The sequence below is a fragment of the Pseudomonas alkylphenolica genome, from assembly GCF_016009175.1.
GTDB classification, from domain to species: domain Bacteria; phylum Pseudomonadota; class Gammaproteobacteria; order Pseudomonadales; family Pseudomonadaceae; genus Aquipseudomonas; species Aquipseudomonas alkylphenolica_B.
In genome coordinates this window covers 60,529-81,006 of sequence record NZ_JADUCM010000026.1, presented here as the reverse complement: position 1 = coordinate 81,006, position 20,478 = coordinate 60,529, and the positions used below count along the sequence as shown (strand labels likewise).

Annotated in this window: 17 protein-coding genes; 4 read left to right on the top strand and 13 right to left on the bottom strand. The window is 61.5% G+C overall.

The annotated features are described in order from the left end of the window. On the top strand, positions 1 to 635 hold a 635-nt coding region (locus I5S59_RS19845; RefSeq protein ID WP_197878139.1), incomplete at its 5' end, for an SDR family NAD(P)-dependent oxidoreductase. 53 nt (positions 636 to 688) lie between these two features. Here I5S59_RS19845 and I5S59_RS19840 read toward each other — a convergent pair. From I5S59_RS19840 to I5S59_RS19820, 5 genes are all read right to left on the bottom strand, one after another. Further along, positions 689 to 2,152 carry a DUF1254 domain-containing protein gene (locus tag I5S59_RS19840; RefSeq protein ID WP_197878138.1) on the bottom strand — a complete coding sequence of 488 codons (1,464 nt, stop codon included), beginning with the start codon at positions 2,150 to 2,152 and terminating at the stop codon, positions 689 to 691. 116 nt (positions 2,153 to 2,268) lie between these two features. Further along, a complete protein-coding gene (locus I5S59_RS19835; RefSeq protein ID WP_197878137.1) occupies positions 2,269 to 4,665 on the bottom strand; it encodes an efflux RND transporter permease subunit in 2,397 nt (798 codons plus the stop codon). Positions 4,666 to 4,668: 3 nt separating this feature from the next. Continuing rightward, positions 4,669 to 5,619 carry a WD40/YVTN/BNR-like repeat-containing protein gene (locus I5S59_RS19830; RefSeq protein WP_197878136.1) on the bottom strand — a complete coding sequence of 317 codons (951 nt, stop codon included), beginning with the start codon at positions 5,617 to 5,619 and terminating at the stop codon, positions 4,669 to 4,671. Positions 5,620 to 5,690: 71 nt separating this feature from the next. After that, the gene (locus tag I5S59_RS19825) at positions 5,691 to 7,043 is read right to left on the bottom strand and encodes a DUF1329 domain-containing protein (RefSeq protein ID WP_197878135.1); all 1,353 of its coding nucleotides are present in this window, start codon (positions 7,041 to 7,043) and stop codon (positions 5,691 to 5,693) included. Between the two features lie 23 nt (positions 7,044 to 7,066). Continuing rightward, positions 7,067 to 8,941, bottom strand: coding sequence for a DUF1302 domain-containing protein (locus I5S59_RS19820; RefSeq protein ID WP_197878134.1), 1,875 nt, complete (start codon positions 8,939 to 8,941; stop codon positions 7,067 to 7,069). A 219-nt stretch (positions 8,942 to 9,160) separates the two neighbouring features. On the opposite strand from I5S59_RS19820, the gene I5S59_RS19815 reads away from it, so the two are divergent. Beyond that, a complete protein-coding gene (locus tag I5S59_RS19815; RefSeq protein WP_197878133.1) occupies positions 9,161 to 10,192 on the top strand; it encodes an AraC family transcriptional regulator in 1,032 nt (343 codons plus the stop codon). Here the strand turns inward: I5S59_RS19815 and I5S59_RS19810 are convergent. The 5 genes from I5S59_RS19810 to I5S59_RS19790 all read right to left on the bottom strand — a co-directional run bounded on the left by I5S59_RS19810 (position 10,183) and on the right by I5S59_RS19790 (position 14,855). Further along, positions 10,183 to 11,262 carry a zinc-binding dehydrogenase gene (locus I5S59_RS19810; RefSeq protein ID WP_197878132.1) on the bottom strand — a complete coding sequence of 360 codons (1,080 nt, stop codon included), beginning with the start codon at positions 11,260 to 11,262 and terminating at the stop codon, positions 10,183 to 10,185. The two genes, I5S59_RS19815 and I5S59_RS19810, sit on opposite strands and share 10 nt — an antisense overlap. A 52-nt stretch (positions 11,263 to 11,314) precedes the next feature. Further along, positions 11,315 to 12,337 (bottom strand): NAD-dependent epimerase/dehydratase family protein, encoded by a 1,023-nt coding sequence (locus I5S59_RS19805; protein WP_197878131.1) that lies wholly within the window; start codon positions 12,335 to 12,337, stop codon positions 11,315 to 11,317. A 58-nt stretch (positions 12,338 to 12,395) separates the two neighbouring features. Further along, positions 12,396 to 12,914, bottom strand: coding sequence for a 2,4'-dihydroxyacetophenone dioxygenase family protein (locus tag I5S59_RS19800; protein ID WP_128325462.1), 519 nt, complete (start codon positions 12,912 to 12,914; stop codon positions 12,396 to 12,398). A 197-nt stretch (positions 12,915 to 13,111) separates the two neighbouring features. Next, on the bottom strand, positions 13,112 to 14,671 hold the full coding sequence (locus tag I5S59_RS19795) for an arylsulfatase (RefSeq protein WP_420066462.1): 1,560 nt from the start codon (positions 14,669 to 14,671) through the stop codon (positions 13,112 to 13,114). Positions 14,672 to 14,711: 40 nt separating this feature from the next. After that, positions 14,712 to 14,855, bottom strand: a complete 144-nt coding sequence (locus I5S59_RS19790) for a hypothetical protein (protein ID WP_197878130.1) — start codon at positions 14,853 to 14,855, stop codon at positions 14,712 to 14,714. Between the two features lie 218 nt (positions 14,856 to 15,073). Between I5S59_RS19790 and I5S59_RS19785 the strand changes: the two genes are divergently transcribed. Both I5S59_RS19785 and I5S59_RS19780 read left to right on the top strand, forming a co-directional pair. Continuing rightward, on the top strand, positions 15,074 to 16,369 hold the full coding sequence (locus tag I5S59_RS19785; RefSeq protein ID WP_197878129.1) for a DUF1254 domain-containing protein: 1,296 nt from the start codon (positions 15,074 to 15,076) through the stop codon (positions 16,367 to 16,369). A gap of 185 nt (positions 16,370 to 16,554) precedes the next feature. Beyond that, positions 16,555 to 17,340, top strand: coding sequence for a transporter (locus tag I5S59_RS19780; RefSeq protein WP_197878143.1), 786 nt, complete (start codon positions 16,555 to 16,557; stop codon positions 17,338 to 17,340). 5 nt (positions 17,341 to 17,345) lie between these two features. Here I5S59_RS19780 and I5S59_RS19775 read toward each other — a convergent pair whose 3' ends face one another. From I5S59_RS19775 to I5S59_RS19765, 3 genes are all read right to left on the bottom strand, one after another. Continuing rightward, positions 17,346 to 18,644, bottom strand: coding sequence for an NAD(P)/FAD-dependent oxidoreductase (locus tag I5S59_RS19775; RefSeq protein WP_197878128.1), 1,299 nt, complete (start codon positions 18,642 to 18,644; stop codon positions 17,346 to 17,348). Positions 18,645 to 18,706: 62 nt separating this feature from the next. Continuing rightward, positions 18,707 to 19,129, bottom strand: coding sequence for a RidA family protein (locus I5S59_RS19770; RefSeq protein ID WP_197878127.1), 423 nt, complete (start codon positions 19,127 to 19,129; stop codon positions 18,707 to 18,709). Positions 19,130 to 19,161: 32 nt separating this feature from the next. Continuing rightward, positions 19,162 to 20,301: a tyramine oxidase subunit B gene (locus I5S59_RS19765; RefSeq protein WP_197878126.1), complete on the bottom strand. Its 1,140-nt coding sequence runs from the start codon at positions 20,299 to 20,301 to the stop codon at positions 19,162 to 19,164. Between the last annotated feature and the right edge of the window lie 177 nt (positions 20,302 to 20,478).

The window sequence follows — 20,478 nt, the reverse complement described above, 5'->3', positions numbered from 1 at the left end:
CAGATGTGTTTAAGAGACTAATCCGCGAGGATGGCGGCGAGGCGCTGCCGGTGGCAATGGATGTTACCGACCGCGCCAGCGTCGAAGCCGCCTTCGACAGCGCCGAGGCCGCCTTCGGTACGGTTGACGTGGTGCTCAACAATGCCGGCGTCGGCGACAGCCAGCGCGTGCTGGAGCTCAGCGAAGAAGACTGGCGCCCCATGATCTCGACCAACCTCGACGGCGTCTGGCGTGTGGCCCAGTGCGCGGCGCAACGCCTGGCGCGCGCCGAGCGTGGCGGCAGTATCGTCAATATCGCCTCGATGCTCGGCCTGCGCGTGGGCACCGGCTACAGCCATTACTGCGCGGCCAAGGCCGGCGTCGTGCAACTGACCAAGTCGCTGGCACTGGAACTGGCCCGACACGACATCCGGGTCAACGCCATCGCACCGGGCTACTTCATCACCGAGATGACCGACGGCTATTTCGACAGCGAAAAAGGCCAGGCCTACATCCGCGCGGCAGTCCCCATGCGTCGCCTGGGCAAACTGGATGAGCTTGACGGACCCTTCCTGCTGCTGGCCAGCGAAGCCGGCGCCTACATGTCCGGCGCAGTGCTCTCCGTCGATGGCGGGCAGTTGGTGAGCAGCCTGTAACCAGCACCGGGGCGGCCGCACAGACCGTCCCGGTACCGCTACGCTTTAGCGCGTCAGTTCACGCGTTTGACCGCTGGCGGCAACCACTGGCCGCTGAGCACTTCAGGTTTCGGCCAGTAGGTGCGGATGGTCAGTTCGAAATCGCTGCCGGGGGCTGGCAGCCAATTGTCCTGCTTGTCCTTGCCCGGGTTGTCATGCTGGACGTACAGAGTCAGCGAACCATCGTCGTTGTAGCGCAGGTGCTTGCTGTTCTTGGTGCCCAGCGAATAACGGTTCAGGGCGTTGGGCGCGAAGAAATGCAGCGGATCGTACAGGGTCAGCGACCAGAAGCCGTCCACCGGGGGTGTCTGGCCTTTGGCGAAGGTCACGGTGTAGCGGTTTGCGCCGTTGAGGCGCCCGTCCTTGTCGTCCACTTCGGCAAAAAAGTAGCGGGTTTCCTCCGGCTGGTTGGTGTACATGTTGGATTTCGCCGTGGCCGTACGCGTCAGGTAGTCATTGCCCCAGCGCGCGACATTGGTCGGGGTGTTCCAGCCGCCGGGCAGGCGTGAGCCATTGGTGCGGAAGGAAAACAGCGGCGCCACCACCTGTGCCTCGGTATCCACCGCCGCCTGGACGATGGCTTTTTTCACCGCCGGGTCCTTGGCCGCCGCCTCCAGCAAGGCCTTGATCATCGCATAGCGGCTTTCCTCTCCGGCCAGTGGCGACACCTTGGCGATTACCTGCGGCAACTGGTCGAAGAATTTTTCCGGGTCGACCCAACGGGTCTCGCTGGACGACTTTTGTGCCGCAGGAAAATGCGGGGTTTTGCTCCAGTCCTTGCTGACCGCTTTACCGGTGTACTGGCTCAGCGGGTAGACCACCACCTGATTGAGGGTCGCCTTGATGGCGTCGCGGTCCTGCTGGCTGTCATCCATGAACACCCGCGGGCCGATCGCCACCAGTTCGGTCGGTGCTTTGATCACCCCGGCAATGCCGTCCGGTACCGTGCCCTTCCAGTTCGGGCCGACGACCAGGTAATTGCCCGGTTGCGTACCGTACTGTTTACCCAGTGTGGAGAACTCTTCGCTGCGGGCGTCGTACAACGCGTACACCCAGTAGCGATCGCCGAAATCCGGCACTTGCAGCACGACCGGCTCGTCGTCGGTGGCACCGTAGCCGAAGCCGTAGACCACATCCTGGTTGGGGTGCGCCACCCAGCGTTGTTGCGGCGAGATGTAGTCGCTGAGCATGCTGATGTAACCGGTCGGCGCCGCCGGCAGAAAGCCGCCCATCAGTCCCGGCTCCGGGGCAGCGGAAAACGCGGTGCGGCGATTGAAGGCGTTGACCAGCGGCCAGCCCCACAGGTAAGTGTCCTGGGCAATTACCCGGGCACTGGACGGGGTGATCACGGTGCCTGCCGGAATGCCAGCCACCTCATTGGCCGGTTTGCTTGCGGAGTAGGTGGCAGCCTGTACGCCCCCCACGGCCGACGCCCCAAGTGCCAGCGCCAGCAATGAACGGCAAAATAGTGTGCTCATCGGTATCAAACTCCATGTGTAGTGATCGGGGAATGCAGAAAAAAAGACCTGGCCCCAGTTAAGGGCCAGGTTGTTCGGCAATGCGTCCGACAAGGTCGATGATCGGTAGCCGCGGCTCAGTGAGGCGCAGTTGCCTTGGGCGAACGCAGCAACCACGCCGCCAGCGCCGGCAGCAGCAGGATGGCGCCGAGCAGATTGACCAGGAACATGAAGGCCAGGAGGATGCCCATGTCGGCCTGGAACTTCAGTGAGGAGAAGGCCCAGGTGGCGATCGACAGGGTCATGGTCACTGCGGTGAACACAGACGCCGTACCGCGCTGCTTGAGCGCCTCGACGAAGGCGTCGCGCAGGCTGGCACCGCGCCCATCCATCTCGTGCTTGATCCGCTCGAACAGGTAGATGCCGTAGTCCACCCCTACCCCCACGCCCAGGGCGACGACAGGCAGCGTGTTGACCTTCACACCGATGCCCAGCAGGGCCATCAGGGCGTTGCACAACACCGTGACCAGGGCCAGGGGCAGGATCACGCACAGGGTGATGCGCAGCGAACGGAACATCCACAGGCACAGCAGCGTCACCGAGGCAAACAGCGCGCTGTTCACCAGTTTGTCGCCGGCATGCACCACTTCGTTGGTGGCCGCCATTACGCCGACGTTGCCGGAAGCCAGTTCGAAGCTGACCTGATCATTGTCGTAGGCGGCCTTGAACGCCTTGATCTTGTCCATCAGCGTGGTGATGGTGTCCGCCTGGTGGTCGCGGGTATAAATCGACACCGGGATCGCATTGCAGGCGCTGTTCATGTACTCGGTGCCAACCCGGGTGGCAAAGCCGACGCCCTGGGCAATCTGCGCCGTGGGTTCGGGCAGCACGCGCCACTTCAGGTCGGTCTCGGCATAAGCCTGGGTGATATTGCCGACAAAACTGGCCAGGCTGCGCACCGACGACACGCCCTCGTCCTGGCGCAGGAACAGCTCCAGCTCGCCAATCGGATCGAGCACTTCACGTTTTACACAAGGTGTCTCTTCATTGCCCTTGGCCCGTGCGATGACCTGCAGCAGATCGACACCAATGGCGAAGTCCCGGGTGATCACCGCCACATCCTGGTTGTAGCGTGAATCGGCGCGCAGTTCGGGTACACCTGCTCCGGTGTCGCCCACATGCAGGTGCCGGGCCTGAAGCAGACCGACGACCAGCAGCACGGCGGCAACGCCCAGCACACCCAGGGCACCACGGCGGGTTGCCAGTACCCCCAGGCGCTCCCAGAGGCCGGCGCCCAGGGTTTCCTTGCCGCGCAGCTTTTGCGCATCGGCGGCACTCAAACGCATGAACGACAGCAGAATCGGCAGCAGCATCTTGTTGGTGACGATCATCACCGACACACCCAGGGTCGCGGTGATGGCAAGCTCGCGGACCATCTCGATGTCCACCAGGGCAATCACCACAAAGCCCAGGGCGTTGGCCAGCAACGCAACCGCGCCGGGGATGAACAGCTTCTGGAAGCAGTTGCGCGAGGCGGTTACGCCATCGGCCCCGTTGAGGGTTTCGAGCTTCCAGGCGTTGGTCATCTGCACTGCATGGGACACGCCGATCGAGAAGATCAGGAACGGCACCAGGATCGACATCGGGTCCAGGGTCAGCTTGACCAGCGGCAGCAGGCCAAGCAACCAGATGACCGGCACCACCGCACAGATCAGCGCCCAGCCGGTGAGCATCAGCGACCCCGAGTACCAGAACAGCAGCACCGCGGTAATGACAAAGGCGATGATGAAAAACACCAGCACACCGGACGCCCCTTCAGCGATGTCGCCAATGGATTTGGCAAAACCGATGATGTGGATGCTGATGTCGGCGTTCTGGTTGTCCTGACGGATCTGCTCCAGCTTGCGCGCCACGTCCTGCAGGTCCAGGCGCTGCCCGGTAAGCGGATCGGTTTCCTGCAGGTTGGCCACGACCATGGCTGAAGACAGGTCGCTGGAGACAATCCGCCCGACCCAGTCGGATTTCAGCGTGCGCTCGCGCACCTGGGCGATCTGCTCGGGTGTGCCGGCATAGCTGGAGTCCACCAGGTTACCGCCGGTGAAACCGTCCTCGACCACTTCGGTGTAGCGCACATTGGAGGTGAACAGCGACGTTACCGAACTGCGCTCCACGCCACTGATGAAGAACACTTCGTCAGAGACTTTGCGCAAGGCGGCCATGGCCTCGGGGGTGAACACCTCGCCCTTGTTGTTTTTCACCGCCACCAACACTTTGTTGGCGCCGCCAAAGTCCTTCTGATACTGCAAGAAGGTCTTCATGTACTCATGGTGCAGCGGGATCATCTTGAAGAACCCCGCCTCCACTTTCAGCTGACTGGCGCTGTAACCCAGCCCCAGGGTGATCAGGATGAACAACGCCAGCAGCGGCTTGCGTTGATGGAAAATCCAGTACGACACCCGCCCCACCATACCGCGGGAAAAATCCTGGCGTGCCAGGTGGTCGTCCTTGTGCAGCGCTTTCTCTTGCATGCTCATGAATCAGTCCTGCCCTGTTGTTGCAAGCGAAGCGAACGACATCACCCCGTGATCGCCGACCGCTATCAGCTGACTGTCACCGTGCTCGATGGCCCGCGCCAGGCTGGCGTGCGTAGAGGGCAAGGCGAAGAAGTGCCCGCCCTGATCATCACTGGCCAGTAGCACGCCACTGTTGCCCAGCAGCAGGATGCGCCCTGACTTGAGCTGCAGTGCCCCGTTGAAGGCGAACGTGGTGTGGGTATCGCGCTGCTCCCAGGTCTGTCCGCCATCGCCCGAATACCAGAGGTTGCCGCGCATGCCATAGACCAGCAGGCCGCCACCCTGCAGTTGCAACGCACCGAACAGGCTCCCGGCGTAGGGACTTTCCAGTGCCTGCCAGGTCTCGCCACGGTCGGCGGAGCTGGCCAGGGTGCCGCTTTCGCCGACCATCAGCCAGCGGCCATCGGCCAGGGCAATGATCTGCGCGATATGGCGGTCGAAGTCCTCGTCCAGCACGCTGTGGCGCTGCCAGGTCACGCCGTTGTCCGTCGACAACAGGTACAGGCCAAAGGCCCCCCAGGCGGCCATGCGCCCGTCGCCCAGCGCCGCTACCCCCAACAGCGCATCGCCGTTGGTATCGGCTTCAACCGCTTGCCAGTGGCGTCCACCGTCTGTGGTGCGCAACAGCGTGCCGCCGTGGCCGACCGCGACGCCCTGGTTGGCATCGACAAACGCCACGCCGGTGAGGGTGCGGGTCGAGGGCGTACGGATGCTTTGCCATGGGTCGCCCTGTTTGTCGGCACGCAGGACCACACCGCGCTCACCGACGGCCACCAGGCTGTCGCCGGGCGCGGTGACATTGAGCAGCAACACCTGCTGCGGTCGAATCGGGTAGTCCAGCGCCGGCGGCTCGGCCTGGACATGCGTGGCGAGCAGGCACAAACCTGCAAGCGCCGGTAGATGGCGTAGCAACATGAAGGTAACTCCAGCGATCAGATGGACCACACGCGGTGGTCCATTGCGCAATCAGCGAAGGGGGTGGCGGGTCACTTGCCCATGCGCCGCAGCGCGTCAGGCTGGAAGTCGACAAACCGGCCCTTGGTACCAAAGGTCCACGGCTGCCCCTCTTCGTTGCCAAGGCCGGCGAGGTAGTAGCTGCCGTTGCTCAGGTCATGCCAGATGTTGGCGCGGTACCATGGCACCTGGGCATCGTAGAACTGCACCATCGGGTGCACGCCGATACGCCACAAGGTACCGCGGGTGTCGTAGGCATCGGTGGCCAGCACGGTCCAGGAGTCTTCGTCGAGGAACATCACGCGTTTGCCGTACACATGCTTGGCGTCCTTGCGCAGCGTGCCTTCTACCACCCAGACACGGTGCAGCTCGTAACGCATGAAATCCGCGTTGGGCGTGTTGGGCGTCAGTACCTCTTTGTAAGGGGTTTCCTTCGCGCCGAGTTTGTAGGCGTTGTAGGGCACGTACATTTCCTGCTTGCCGACCAGCTTCCAGTCAAAGCGGTCCGGGGCGCCGTTGTAGCCGTCGAAGTCGTCGGTTACGCGAAGGCCTTCGGTGCCGTCGTTGACGTTGTCGTAGGCCAGGTCAGGCGCGCGGCGCACGCGGCGCTGGCCAACGTTGTAGATCCACGCCGAACGCACTTCCTTGACCTGGTCGATCGGCTCGTGCACCAGTTGCACTGTACCGGCCAGCGTGGCTGGCGAAATGAAACGTGCCGAGTAATTGAGCAGGCGGTTGTCCGACTGTTTGTCCATGTTGGTGTCGAACACCCGGTTTTCCTGGATGCGCACGGTGTAGTAGTCACCGCTGCTGCGCACCGGGAACGACGCGTAGGTACGTTGCAAACCACCACCCAGGTAGCGCAGGTTGTGGTTCCAGACCGCTTCCAGGCCGTTGCTCGGGATCGGGAACGGCGTGGTGGTGCCATTCAGGTTGCTGACCCCGAAGCCGTTGAGCTGGGCATTGACTGCCTCCTGGCGGACCTTCTGGGCCACAGCGTCCGGCACTGTTGCAGTACGGTGCGTCGGGTACACCGGCATCTTGAAGTTGGGGTACTTGGCCAGCAACGCCTGCATACCCGGGGTGACCTTGTCCTTGTACTGGGCAAGGTTCGCTGCCGTGATGGTGAACAACGGCTTTTCGCTGGCGAACGGGTCGACATAGCCCTGCGCGGGTGTCCAGCCGGCCGGCGCCTGTTTCAGGCCACCGCTGTACGCGGGGATCGAGCCATCGGCATTACCGGCCATTTCGCCGCCCAGCGGCGTGAGGTCCTTGCCCAGGCGGGCAGCCTGGTCGGCGGTGATTTGTGCCTGCGCCATGCCGCTCAAGGCAAGCAAGGTGACAGTCAGGCCGGCAACGTGTGCGGCGCGGAGGGGCGTTTTCATCGAAGTAACCTCTTGTTGTTCTTTTAGAAGCTGTAGCTGTAGCTTGCGGCGTAGAAATCACGGTCGTGCAGCGGGTCGTACTCGGCACTGTTGTCGAAACTGACGTAGCTGAAGTCGAGCTTGTGCTGCTTGTTGTAATCGAAGGTCACACCCACGGCCGAGGTGACACGGCCTTCGTTGAACTGGCCATCCATCGACACCCCGTCAACGTCCTGGCCGAGGAAGGCGTAGGGCGATGTGGTCACGCTGGTACCAAGGAAGTTGTTGTAATCCAGTTGCGCGCGCAGGCGATAACCCCAGGCAAAGTCGGTGACATAGCCATCGTTCTTGCAACCGGCCGGGCTTGCATTGACCAGGCTTGGCACCGGGCTGCTGCAGGTGTTGCCGCCGGCCGGAATGGTCGATGACGAACCCAGCCCGTAGATGAAGCCGCGCCCGTAGCGGCGGTCGCCTTCATCCTGCGGCGTGCTGTTCCACTGGAAACCGACTTCGGCGACTACCGTCAGGTTGTCGGCCTTGAGCACGTTGGGGAACACATTGACGCCGTTGACCTGCAACTGGGTCTTCTCGAAGCGATCCCATCCGGCGGTAAAGGGCGAGCTTTGCAGTTTCACCTGCTGCAGCAGGTTGGCGGCCGGGCCGATGCCGGCCAGAGCACCGTTGAGCAGGTCGGCACCGTTGATCTGCGCCGGCTGGTTCGGTGAGTAGCTGAGCTCCGAGCCGATCGACCAGCCACCGAGGGTGGTGGTGAAGCTCAAGCCGAACAGGCGAATGTCTTCCGGGTACTCCCAGCTCGGGCCGACGAACTGGCCGGCGGCGTTGTGCGCGACGGCGCCCGGCGTACCGCCATTGGGGAACTCGGACAAGGCGGCAGAGTCGGTGCTGCGCATGCCCAGGTAAGGGGTACGCGAGTGGTAGTTCAGGTAGTACAGGCCCAGCTCGCCATCCAGCGCATCGACTGGCAAGCGGAAGGCCACGCCCCACTGCCCGCTGTCGTGCGGGTCCTTGCCTTTCACTTCCGGCAGGTAGGCACCGGCAGCGATCTTGTCCGGCGACGACGGGTTGGTGCCGCCCAGGAAGGTGCCCAGCTGGCAATCGCCAAAGTCCTGGCCGATGGCGCTTTCAGTGACCGACCAGTAGTGACCACAGCCTTCGATGGCGGTGCTCTCGTACTTGAGCTGGTAGAACGCCTCCATCGATATGCCCGCTGGCAGGCCGATGTTGAGGTAGCCCATCCACACCGGAATCAGTGCTTCCTTGAGCTCGGTGCCCGGCCGGCGCAGCGCCGGCACGTCCAGCGGGTTGATCTGGTTGATACCCTGGATGAAGATACTTTCGCCCCAGTTCACCACCTGCCGGCCGAGACGCACCTGAACCGGGGTTTCGTCCATGTAGAAGGTGTTGTAGACGTAGGCATCGAGCAGGTACAGGCCACTGAATTTCTGCAGGTCGGCGTAGCCGTCGTCATTGAGCGGCTTTTTCCGGTAGCCGTTGGAGGCGCTGCCGAAATTGACGTCTTCGTCCTTGAGTGCGTAGTCGTACCAGCCCTTGACCCGCACCAGGCCACCGAGGTCGCCGTTGCGCAGCGACAGGTCGGTGACGAATTTACCGATGGTGGAGAACCGGTCACCTTTGTCGTAGTTCAGGTTACCCCCGTCTACCGAACCGCCAGTGCCCCCCGATTTTCCCACCAGTGCGCCGTTGGCAGCACTGTAGAGGTCATTGTCCTGGCCCTCGGCCCGCCATTGAGAGCCGACCGATAGCGTTGTGTTCCACTCGCCTTCCCAACCATTTTCCATCTGGAAAGGCAGCGCGTTGGCCGCCCCGGCAGATGCCAGGGCCATCGCTGCAACCAGGGGCTTGAGGACACAACGAACAGCGTCAGTGTTGTAGTGCATGCGCGTCTCCGGCACCGCCCTTGCCACGCAAATCCGGGACTGGTTTGCGGGGTGAGCGTTCTTGTTGGTTTGCGCAAGAATGCCCACAGGCGACACAGAATCATTTGTCTGCTGCTGTCAGGAATTTGTCATTTGCTGCCAGATGTCGAAATTTCATCTCGACATGAGGTAAAACTGCAGGGCGTTATCCTGTTGAACAACAATAAGAAAGAACTGCCTATGACAGCCTTGATCAGAACCACGTCGCTCACGGGTTTCCCCGCGCTGGTGCGCGACCTGGGCGGCGACCCCGACCAGTTGCTGCGCCAGCTGCAGATCGACCCGAAAACGCTCGACAAAAGCGGTGCGGTGATCCCCTACCGGGCGATGATCAACCTCCTTGAACTGTGCGCCGAGCAATTGAAGTGCGTGGATTTCGGTCTGCGCCTGGCAGAGCGCCAGAGCATCATGATTCTGGGGCCCATAGCGGTGGTTGCGCAGAACGCGCGGGATGTCGGCGAGGCATTGAACGAGACAGTGCGCTTCCTGCACACCTACAGCCCTGGGGTGCTGGTGTACCTGGACAGCGAGATCGACCCGGGGCGCCACCACCTGATCTATGAATTGCGCCTGCGCCCTGCCCCTCGCCAGACACAGATCATCGAGCTGTCGCTGGGGGTCATGTTCAAAGTGCTGCAGATGCTCTTCGGGCCGGGCTTTCGCCCGCATTCGGTGCATTCACGCACCGAGGCGCGCTTGCCGCAGGGCCGCTATCAGCGCTTTTTCGGGGCACGCACCTACTTCGGCCAGGCGCAGAACGCGCTGGTACTGTTGCCCGAACACCTGAGCAAGCCGATCGACCAGCACAACCGCCAACTGCACGACACCATGATGGATTACGTCAGCAGTCTGGACGCGGCGAACGCGATGGGGATTCACAGCCAGGTCGAAGACGCCATCCGCCGCCTGCTGCCAACGCAGCGCTGCGCCCTGCCACTGATTGCCGAGCAGTTGGGCATGCGCGAGCGCTCGCTGCAACGGCGCCTGGCTGAACAGGATCAGGTGTACGAGGACATGGTCGAAACGGTGAGGCGCGAGCTGGCCGACCTCTACCTGAGTGAAGCGCAGATGCCCATGGCGCAAATCGCCGGCCTGCTCGGTTATGCCGAACAAAGTTCGTTCAACCGCGCTTGCCGGCGCTGGTATGGCACTTCTCCGCGCCAGCGGCGCAACCAATTGCGCGCTATTGGCCCGGGCGATGCTTACGTGTAGGTGAGCATGATCTTCGCGTGCAGGTCGGGCTGGGCCAGTGCTTCAAAGGCAGCGCTTACCCCGTCCAGCGTCACCCGCTCGGTGATCATCGGTGCCCCGTCCAGAGTGCCGTCGGCCAGTGCGTACAAGGTCTGAGCGAACTCCTCGCCGGTGTAGCCGAAGGAGAAATGCACGTTCATTTCCTTGCCGATACCGATCAGCGGCTCGATCCGGTCGCTTTCCATGCACACCCCGACAACGATCAGGCGCGAGCGCGGCGGCGCATTCTGCAGTACCTGCTGGATCAGCCCTGGCACTCCCACGCACTCGAATACCACACACGGCCGCGGTTGCGGGCCGAGCCCCAGCAGCGCCATCGGGCCGTTGATGTCGTAGCCTTCGGGTGCCGCAACTTGCAGCCAGGAGGTGTAAGGTGACTGCTCCGCCGGGTTGACCACGACATCCGCGCCCATTTTCTCGGCCAGCGCCCGTCGCCCGGCGCTGAAATCTGCCGCTACCACCGGGCCGATGCCGCGCGATTTCAGAATGGCGATCATCGCCAGGCCAATCGGCCCGCAACCGATCACCACCGGTACTTCGCTGCCATCGAGGCGCGCCCGGTTTACCGCATGGGCGGCCACAGTCAGCGGCTCGGTCAACGCCGCCAGTTCTGCCGGCAGATCGCCCGGCACCGGCAGCAACATCTGCTCGGCGAGCACCATCTGTTCACCGTAGCCACCGGGGTAGCGGTTGGAAAAACCGATGTGATGGAACTGCTGCGGGGTGATCACAAAGGGCAACGAACAGACGCGGGTACCCACTTTGAGCTTCTTGTCGCTACCCGGCCCGTGATCGAGAATCTCGGCGCAGTACTCATGACCAAACACCAGGTCCTGGCGGGCATCGAACGCGATCGGAATGTTGCCGCGTTTGAAGTTGGCCAGTACATGCTCGCAATGGTGGAACATGTGCAGGTCCGAGCCGCAAATACCGCACGCCAGGGTTTTGACCAGCACCTCGCCCTGCCCGGGTACCGGGCTTGCAATCGAATCAACCTGCAACTGTTGGTCACGCATGACAACGGCTTTCATGGAGTTTCTCCGAATTCAGGGGTAAGCCGCCTGAAGCGGCGGCGTGTAACGATCAGTGCAACTGGCCGACTTCGCGCAGCCAGGCCTCGGAACGGCGTAGTCCTTCCTCCAGGCTGACCTTCGGCGCATAACCCAGCAGGTTCCGCGCTTTTTCGATGGAAATGCCCCCGGTGCGGGAGAACATGTACATGGTGTCCGGCGTCACTTCGTTGGCCCGCCCCAATTTGCGGTTCAGGTACCAGAGGCCATGCGTGAGGGTGACCGCCAGCCACAGCGGCAGGCTGCGTGGCGAGCCGGAGCGCCCGGCCCAGCGCCAGTGGTTGCTGAAGAACTGCTGGCAACTCACCGATTGCGCGGCACTGATGTGGAAGATCTGCCCGCTGGCCTGGGCCAGGCCGGCCGCCAGCATCACACCGTCGAGCAGGTCGTCGATGTACACCGGTGTCCAGCGCCCTTTACCGCCATCGGGCAGGATCAGCGCGCCGGCCTTGGCCATCTTCAGCGGTTCGCTGAGCCAGGCGCGCGAGCCGGGGCCGTAAACATCCCCGGGCCTGACGATGGTGCAGTCGATCTCACCGGCCGCGTGCGCTGCCAGCACCATGTGCTCGCTGGCACCTTTGGCGACGCCGTAACGGTACTGCTCGCCGATCACCACGTCGCAGCGCTCGGTGGCCTGCTCCGGGTACTGCCAGCCCAGGGCGGCAATCGAGGAAAACTGCACAAAGCGTTTCGCGCCACTGCTGATGGCGACGTCCAGGCAGTTGCGCACGCCACGCACCGACACGTCGCGGTACAGCTTCCAGGGCGCCGCCAGCGACACCACGGCCGCCGTGTTGATGAACAGTTCACAGCCGCGGGCATGTTCGGCCCACTGCTGCGGCCGGGTCAGGTCGCCGGCAACCACGTTGTTGGCCGGGTCGGCGCGCAGGTCCATGCCCCGCACCTCGGCACCCAGCGCCCGGTAGCGGCGCGCCAGGGCCTGGCCGATAAAACCGCTGGCACCGGTAATGAAAACCGAACGCGGCACGTCGGGGCTTTGCCCCTGGGCACCGGTCGGCATAGCGGGATGGCTCATCGAGCACTCTCCAGTCACGGTCATGAAGGACGGGCGCGGTTACACCCGTCCACGCAGGTCAGCCAATGGTGTAGCCGGCTTGCCCCGGGCGAATGTAGCGGGCCGGTTCCAGGCCGCGCTCTTTCACCAGGCGATCAATGATCTGGATAATGTCGGTGGCATCCATGACGTTGACGTAGTTACCGTCCTGGTCGAAGTTGATGTTGGCGCCGTGAACCACCATGACGGTGTCGGTCGGTTCGGTGTTGTCTGCAGGGACGCTGAAGGTGTGGATCGAGCCACCTGGCTCGTACAGGTAGCTACCGGCGGTCTGTGGCTGGTCCGGGTATTCGACGTAGTTCCATTTGCCGGAGAGCGTGAAGAAATGCACCGGGCCGGTGTGGTAGTGGCAAGGCAGGCGCACGCCGGGCTGGAAGATCACCCGCAGGGTCCAGATGCCCAGGTTGGGATCAAGGTACAGCGGCTGCACGTCGACGCCGGGGAAATGCGGCGCCATGGCGTCGCGGTAGATCGGCATCTCGTGGGTGTTGAGGGTCAGCAGTTCTTTATGGTCGAAAACCGGGGTGGGCATAGCCATTATTATTGTCCTCTTACAGGCGGTTTCGGGGTTGTGTGTCAACGCCTCCATACTGCGGTCGGGCCCGCCCAAGAAATTGACATTTGCCGCCATGGTTTTGTCATTTGCCGTCAGCGCATAACACCCACAAAAACGAAAACGGCCCCCTGCGGCAATGCCGGCGGGCCGTTGTCAGGTCAAGCGGTCAGTCGCTGAAGTCAGCCACCCTGTTCCTGATAGCGCATGAATTTTTCGAGCATCTGGTCCACGGTAAAACTGGCCGGACGCTGACGCGGCGGGAACGCCTTGAAGGTGCCGAGGAACTGTTGCACGCGGATCATCGCTGGCAGTGCAACCACCGCCACTTTCTTGTCCCACCAGACGTTGTAGCTGTTGGAGTCGGTGTCGGCGCGTTCGTAAGGATCGCGGCGCAGGTTGAACACCTTGGGAATGCGCAGCTGCACAAACGGGTCGCGCCAGACATCGAAACGCTGCGCGCGTTGTTCGGCGAACACCACCTTCCAGTCGCCATCGCGCATGCCCAGCAACTGGCCGTCATCACTGAAGTAGTAGAAGTCCTTGCGTGGCCCGCTCGGCGCCTGCCCCGTCAGATACGGCAGGAAGTTGTAGCCGTCCAGGTGCACCTTGAACGACTTGTCACCTGCCTGGTAACCATTGAGCAACCGCTCTTTCACATCAGGTACACCAGCTGCCGCCATCAAGGTAGGTACCCAGTCCTGGCTGGACATGATGTCGTTGGACACCTTCATCGCCTTGAAATGGCCAGGCCAGCGCACAATGGCCGGCACGCGGAAGCCGCCTTCCCAGTTGGTGTTCTTCTCGCCCCGGAACGGCGTGATGCCGGCGTCCGGCCATTGGTTGAAGTGCACGCCGTTGTCGGTGGTGTACAACACAATGGTGTTGTCAGCGATCCCGAGGTCATCGAGTTGCTTGAGCAACTGCCCGACATGACCGTCATGTTCGACCATGCCGTCGTTATAGAAGCCCTGCCCGGATTTGCCCACGACCTTGTCGCTGAGGTGGGTGTAGTAATGCATGCGGCTCGAGTTGAACCAGACGAAGAACGGCTTGTCGGCCTTGGCCGCTTTGTCGATGAAGTTCATCGAGGCCTGGAGGAATTCCTCATCGATGGTTTCCATGCGCTTGCTGTTCAGCGCGCCGAGGTCTTCGATCTTGCCGTCGGCCAGGCTGTGAATCACCCCGCGCGGACGAATCAGCTTGTCGATGGCCGGATCACGGGTCCAGTCGGGGTCTTCCGGGCCTTCTTCGGCGTTGAGGTGATAGAGGTTGCCGAAGAACTCGTCAAAACCATGATTGGTCGGCAGAAACTCGTCGCGATCGCCCAGGTGGTTCTTGCCGAACTGCCCCGTGGCATAGCCCAACGGCTTGAGCAGTTCCGCCAGCGTCGGGTCCTGCTTCTGGATGCCTACCGGGGCACCGGGCACGCCGACCTTGGTCAGGCCGGTGCGCACCGGATGCTGGCCGGTGATGAACGCGGCACGGCCGGCAGTGCAGCTCTGCTCACCGTAGTAGTCGGTGAACATCGTGCCTTCCTGCGCCAGGCGGTCGATGTTGGGGGTCTGGTAGCCCATGATGCCGTGGCTGTAATGACTGATATTGGTGATGCCGATATCGTCGCCGAAGATCACCAGGATATTGGGTTTGTCTGCAGCCAGCAGCAGCGTCGGCATGCCGGCAATGCCAAGTGTCAATGCGGCGGCTGCGCACCTGCGCAGGAGTCGAGTGGCAACGTTCATTATTGTTATTCCTTGATTGACAGCGGTAGCGCGAGGCCCGTCAGAACTGCTTGAAGATCGCGCCGTAGCTGGCAGGTTTATGCACTGCGCCCACGCTCGCCGCAGACGCTGTGGATGCCGGGACAATACTGACGGCGCCTACCAGCTTGGCGGCGCCCAGACCGATGATGAGCAGTGCTCGCATGTGAACCTCCCACATTCGGCAAAACGCCGGTTGCAGTGTTGTTATTGGGGCTTTCAGTCTTGGCCAGGCGCGGGGGAATTTATTGGCTTTTTACGTCATGCTTTTCTCATTTCACGTCAGTCAAAAATATGCCGTGCCCTTGGGCTTAGCGACCTTTACTTCACGCGAAATCCGGTGGTAACTAAAAAAAAGCACGCTGCCTGCCATCAGGAATTGTCATGAAGAAAAACATGTTTGCCTTGTCTTTGCTCACCCTGGCCCTGCCCGCGTTTGCCCAACTGCCCGACACCCTGGCCACCGACGCTTACACCTACGGCTACTCCATCGATGAGGCCTACAAGTTCTTTTACGAAACGGCGGTGAAGACCGACACCCCGCTCAACCGCTTTCAGAACATTCGCCACCTGGCCGACGACACCTACACCGACCACCCGACCATCAACAACGACACCCTGCACCTGATGGGCTGGCTCGACGTCGCCGCGGAACCTGTGATCGTCAGCGTGCCGGACATGGACAAGGGCCGTTACTGGATCCTGCACACCATGGACATGGGCCACTACACCACCTCGATGATCGGCTCGCGCACCCGGGGCAACAAAGGCGGGCATTTCATGTTCGCCGCGCAGGACTGGAAAGGTGAGGTACCGGGCAGCGTCGACGAGGTGATCCGCGTTGACTCCAACCTGGTGAAGCTGATGGGGCGGATCATGGCCACCGGGCCTGACGACGAGAAAACCGCACTGAACTACATGGACGACTGGAACGTGCGCACGCTGTCGGCGTACCTGGGCGTGCCCGGCCCCAAGGCCAGGCAGCGCGCCTACCTTGACCCGGCAAAGAGCACCTGGCTGCAGCGCGTGAACTTCGTGCTGTGTGACGGCAGCATGGCCAAGGCCGATAAACAATGGCTGGATCAGTACAAGGCGATTGGCCTGGCGCCGTGCAAGCAAGACTTCAGCAACGACCAGCTGGCCGCCGCCAAAAAAGGCGAGGCGCTGGGCATGCAGCACATCAAGGAACTGGCGCCGACGATGAAAGACGCCGGCAAATTGCTCGGCACCCGCGCGCAACTGGGCGAAGGCCCGCGTGACCTGTTTGCCGAAGGCACCTACCTCGGCCAGTGGGGGCTGCCGCCTGACGAAACCGTGTACCTGCAAGCGGTAAAAGGCAGTGATGGCAAAGCCATCAACGGCGCCAATGGCAAAACCTATCGCATGCACTTCAAGGCACCGGAGGTCAGTGAATTCTGGTCCTTCACCGTGTACGGCACCGACAACCGCTTCATGGCGCACAACAGCCTCAATCGCCACAGCCGCGGCGACCGCACCCTGAAGCCCGATGCGGACGGCACCTACACCGTTGAACTGGCCGCCAAGGGCGATGCCAGCAATCCCAACTACCTGCCGATCCCGGAGAAGGACACCTACATCATCCTGCGCATGTACGGCCCGAGCAAAGCCGTACAGGCCGGCGGATACAGCTTCCCTGCCGTCGAGGTGGTTTCGCCCTGACCAGCAGCGCAAACCCTTCGCAGGTGCTGCAATGAGGAGCGCGGGCCAGCGCACACGCGACGCAATGTCGTCTGTGCCGGAAACGTCGGCTAGTCTTGGTCTGGCTTGTGTGTTGCGCCCGCCCTCATTGTCGCCAAGGAGTCGCTCCTTTGAACCTGCACCGACGCCGGTACCCTTTCATCTGGATGGCAACGACAGCCGTTGCCTACAGCAGCATGGCGCCAGCCCAGGACTCAGCAGAACTGGCCAAGCAGGCACTCAACCCGGTTGCGGCCATGTACAGCCTGCCGGTGCAATACAACTGGGACCAGAAAATGGGCCCCAGCCATGAAGGCATGCACAGCGTCACCAATATCCAGCCGGTGCTGCCATTTACCCTGAATGAAGACTGGAACCTTATCTCACGCACCATCCTGCCCGTGATCGATCAGCACGGGCTTGCCCCTGACGGCGCGGCGGACAAATCCGGTGTCGGTGATATCACCCAGAGCTTCTTCTTTTCGCCACGCAAGCCGACAGACAGCGGCTGGATTCTCGGCGCTGGCCCGGCCTTGCTGATACCGACCGGCAGTGATGATCTGCTCAGCAACAAGCAATGGGCCGTGGGCCCGACGGTGGTGGCGTTACAGCAGGAACATGGCTGGACCCACGGCATTCTGGCCAATCACCTGTGGGGCCTGAACGGCAGTCCCCCCGACGACAAGGAGAAAGTCAACCAGACCTTCCTGCAACCCTTTCTGTCGTATACCACTGCCGCCCTCACCACTTATGGCATCAACACTGAAGCCACGTACGACTGGCAGTTAAAGGAGTGGTCGGTTCCGGTCAACCTCACGGTGACTCAACTGCTCAAGATCAGCGGCCATCCGCTCACCGTGCAGGCGGGCCCGCGCTACTGGCTGGACAGAGCAGCGGACGGGCCACAAGGCTGGGGCTTTCGCATGGCCGTCACGCTGTTGTTTCCGCGCTGACGGGATCAACCGGCAAAGCGTTCAAACCGGTAAGGTGCCGGATCGATGATCGGCGAGTGCCCCGATACCAGGTCGGCCGCCAGTTGCCCGGCCGCAGGCGACGTACCGAAGCCATGACCGGAGAAACCGGTAGCCAGGGTAAGCCCCGGCAGCTGGGCGACCGGTCCGATCACCGGAATCGAATCGGGGGTTACGTCGATGGTGCCCGCCCAGGCCTGTTCGATCTGTGCCTGCTCGAACACCGGCCAGGCGGCCTTGAGGTTGGTCATCGCCTCGTTGTTGAGCAAGGCGTTGGCCTGCGGGTCCTGCACCCTCACCCGCTCGAACGGCGACACGTTCGCCGCCTTCCAGCGGCGTGCCAGGGCCAGGTCCTTGAAGAAGGGTTTGCCGAGCGATACCTGGAGAAAATCGCGTTGCGCGCGAAACGCCGGCAGGTACTGGGTGCCCAGCAGCAAATGGTCCAGGGTCAGGAAAGCATCAAGCTTGCCCCGCTGGGTGATGATGAAACCGCCATCCTTGTGCTTGCGAAACGAGAAGTCCGGCGCGCCAACGGCAATGTCGGTTGGCCCCTGCATCGGCTTGGTGCGCAATACCGAGCACACCAGCGGCAGCGTTGGCAGGGCAATGCCCTGGTTGCCGAGAAAACGCCGCGACCACGCACCGCCGGCCAGCAACACCTGGTCGCAACGGATCTCGCCTTTTTCGGTGACGACACCGCTGACCTTGCCCGCGGTGGTAACCAGTGTGCGCACGGCGCAGTGTTCAAATATCAGAGCGCCCTTGGCAATCGCTGCCTTGGCAATGGCACTGGAAGCCAGGGTCGGTTCGGCACGGCCATCGGAAGGCGTGTAGATACCGCCGGCCCAGTTGCCTTTGCCACCGGGCACCAGGCTGTCGATTTCACGCTTGCTGAGCAAGTGCGAATCCAGCGAAAGCGCTTCGACCGATTTCAGCCAGCCCTCATGCATGGCCATCTGTTTTTCAGTGCGACCGACAAACATGATGCCGGCTTGACGGTAACCAACATCCGCCCCTACCCGCTCCGGCATTTGCGCCCACAGGCGATCGGAAGCCTGCGCCAGGGGAATATCTTCGGCGTGGCGGCTGGTTTTACGTACCCAGCCCAGGTTGCGCGAAGACTGCTCTCCCGCCAGTCGGCCTTTTTCCAGCACCACCACTGGAATGTTGCGCTCAGCCAAGGCCAACGCCGCGGTCAAACCAATGATTCCACCGCCAATGATCACAACCGACGTGGACGACGGAAATACGCTTGAAGTTTGCACAGAGGCAATAGTGGGGGCCATGACAAAGACTCGACTTACAAAGTGTTAAAACAGGCGAACGGGAGAGCAGTTCGATCTTGGCGTTACAGTGGCAGGTTGATCTTCACTACATTGGCACGCGCGGCATTGCGGTACGCCGTGACTTCCACTTCGACCTTGTAGATCGTCGAGCCCAATGGCGGACAGGTAATGGTGCTCGCCGGGTCAATACCGCGAAACTTCTCGCCAATCAGGGTCATGACAGCAGCTACATCGTCCGGGTTCTGAATGAATACGCGTGAGCAGATCACGTCGGCGAGGCTGGAATCCACGGCCTTGAGCGCTGCCTCGATGTTGCTGAACACCTGGTGGGTCTGCTCGATGACATCCTCCGAGATCAACTTGGTTTCAGGGTTGCGCCCGGCAGTATTGGAGACATAGATCCAGTTATCGACAGCCACCAGACGTGAGTAGCTGCCCATCTCTTCGTACTTCGAACCGGTTTTAAGCTTGATGACTTCGGTCATGTTTTGCATTCCTTTTAATTAACTAAAACGTATTAGCTGAGTACCGGGGCTTCCCACAAGTTGAGCTTCACGCCAATGCCTTTTTCGATTGCATTGCGGTATACAACAGTGCCCCAGGCGACATCTTCGACGGGCATTCCACCTACCGACATAATGATGATTTCTTCATCATTTTTACGCCCTGGCGCCTCACCAACAATGATCTTTCCGATATCTTCAAGTTCGTCTTCGGTCAACTTTCCTTCGGCAAGCATGTCCATGAAACGCACACCGATTACAGGCACGCAGTTATGGGCAGGCTTGGGCAGTTCTTCAAACCAGGCGTGATAAAGACCGGTGTTGTCCAGCACTTTGCGAATGTCGGGTTGTTCCATTCCGTCGTCCAGACGGCAACTTGCAGGCATTGCCATGAAGGCACCTGGCTTGACCCATTCGCGCTTGACAACTGGATAAGTGAGCGGGTCACCGGTGGCACCCGAACTGCAGTAAGTGACCAGGTCAGAATCACGCACGACTTCTTCCAGCGTATCGACAATATGAATGTTGACGATTTGCGGATAGGTTTCTTCCAACCAGGAAATGAAGTCGTCGAGGCTCTTTTGGCCGCGCCCTTTGATCTTGATGGTGTCGATTTGCGGGCACACTGCAACGAACGCGGCAAGGGTGGTTTTGCCCATGACACCGGGGCCCAGAAGGCCTACAACCTTGGAATCCTTGCGCGCCAGATGACGTGCGCCAACCCCTGGAATAGCGCCGGTGCGGTAGGCGGACAGCAAGTTTGCCGACATGTGCGCAAGCGGTGCACCGGTGTCCGGGTCATTAAGGGTGAACATCAGGATGGAACGCGGCAGGCCTTTTTCGCGGTTGGCGATGTTCGAGCCATACCATTTAACCCCGGCGGTGCAAAAGTTACCGCCCAAGTACGCCGGCATGGCCATCAAGCGACGGTCGGCCGTCGGTTTTGGCATCTTTGGAAACGGCGAGCTTTCGGGGAAAGTGACCATCGCGCCATGCGAATCATTATTAGGCCCGGCCATACGGTAGTCGCCTTCGTACAGCAAGCCGAACATCTCTTCCATTGTATCGACACAGCCGGCCATGTCGGTCACGCCGGCACGGATCATGTCTTGCTCAGAAAGGTAGATAAAATCAATTTTTGTATTATTGGACATAATTTTTCTCAGACTGAAATGATACAATCCCGAGAAAGCGCACGGACACGCCCTCCCCTCAGGTTTAATCGCCTGGTTGTTCCATCAACATAGGGGTTCAGTATACGGAGCCCACTTTGCGGGTATTGTATATTTCGGACATGAGTGGCCCGCCGATCCAATTTAAGGGTGCGGTCG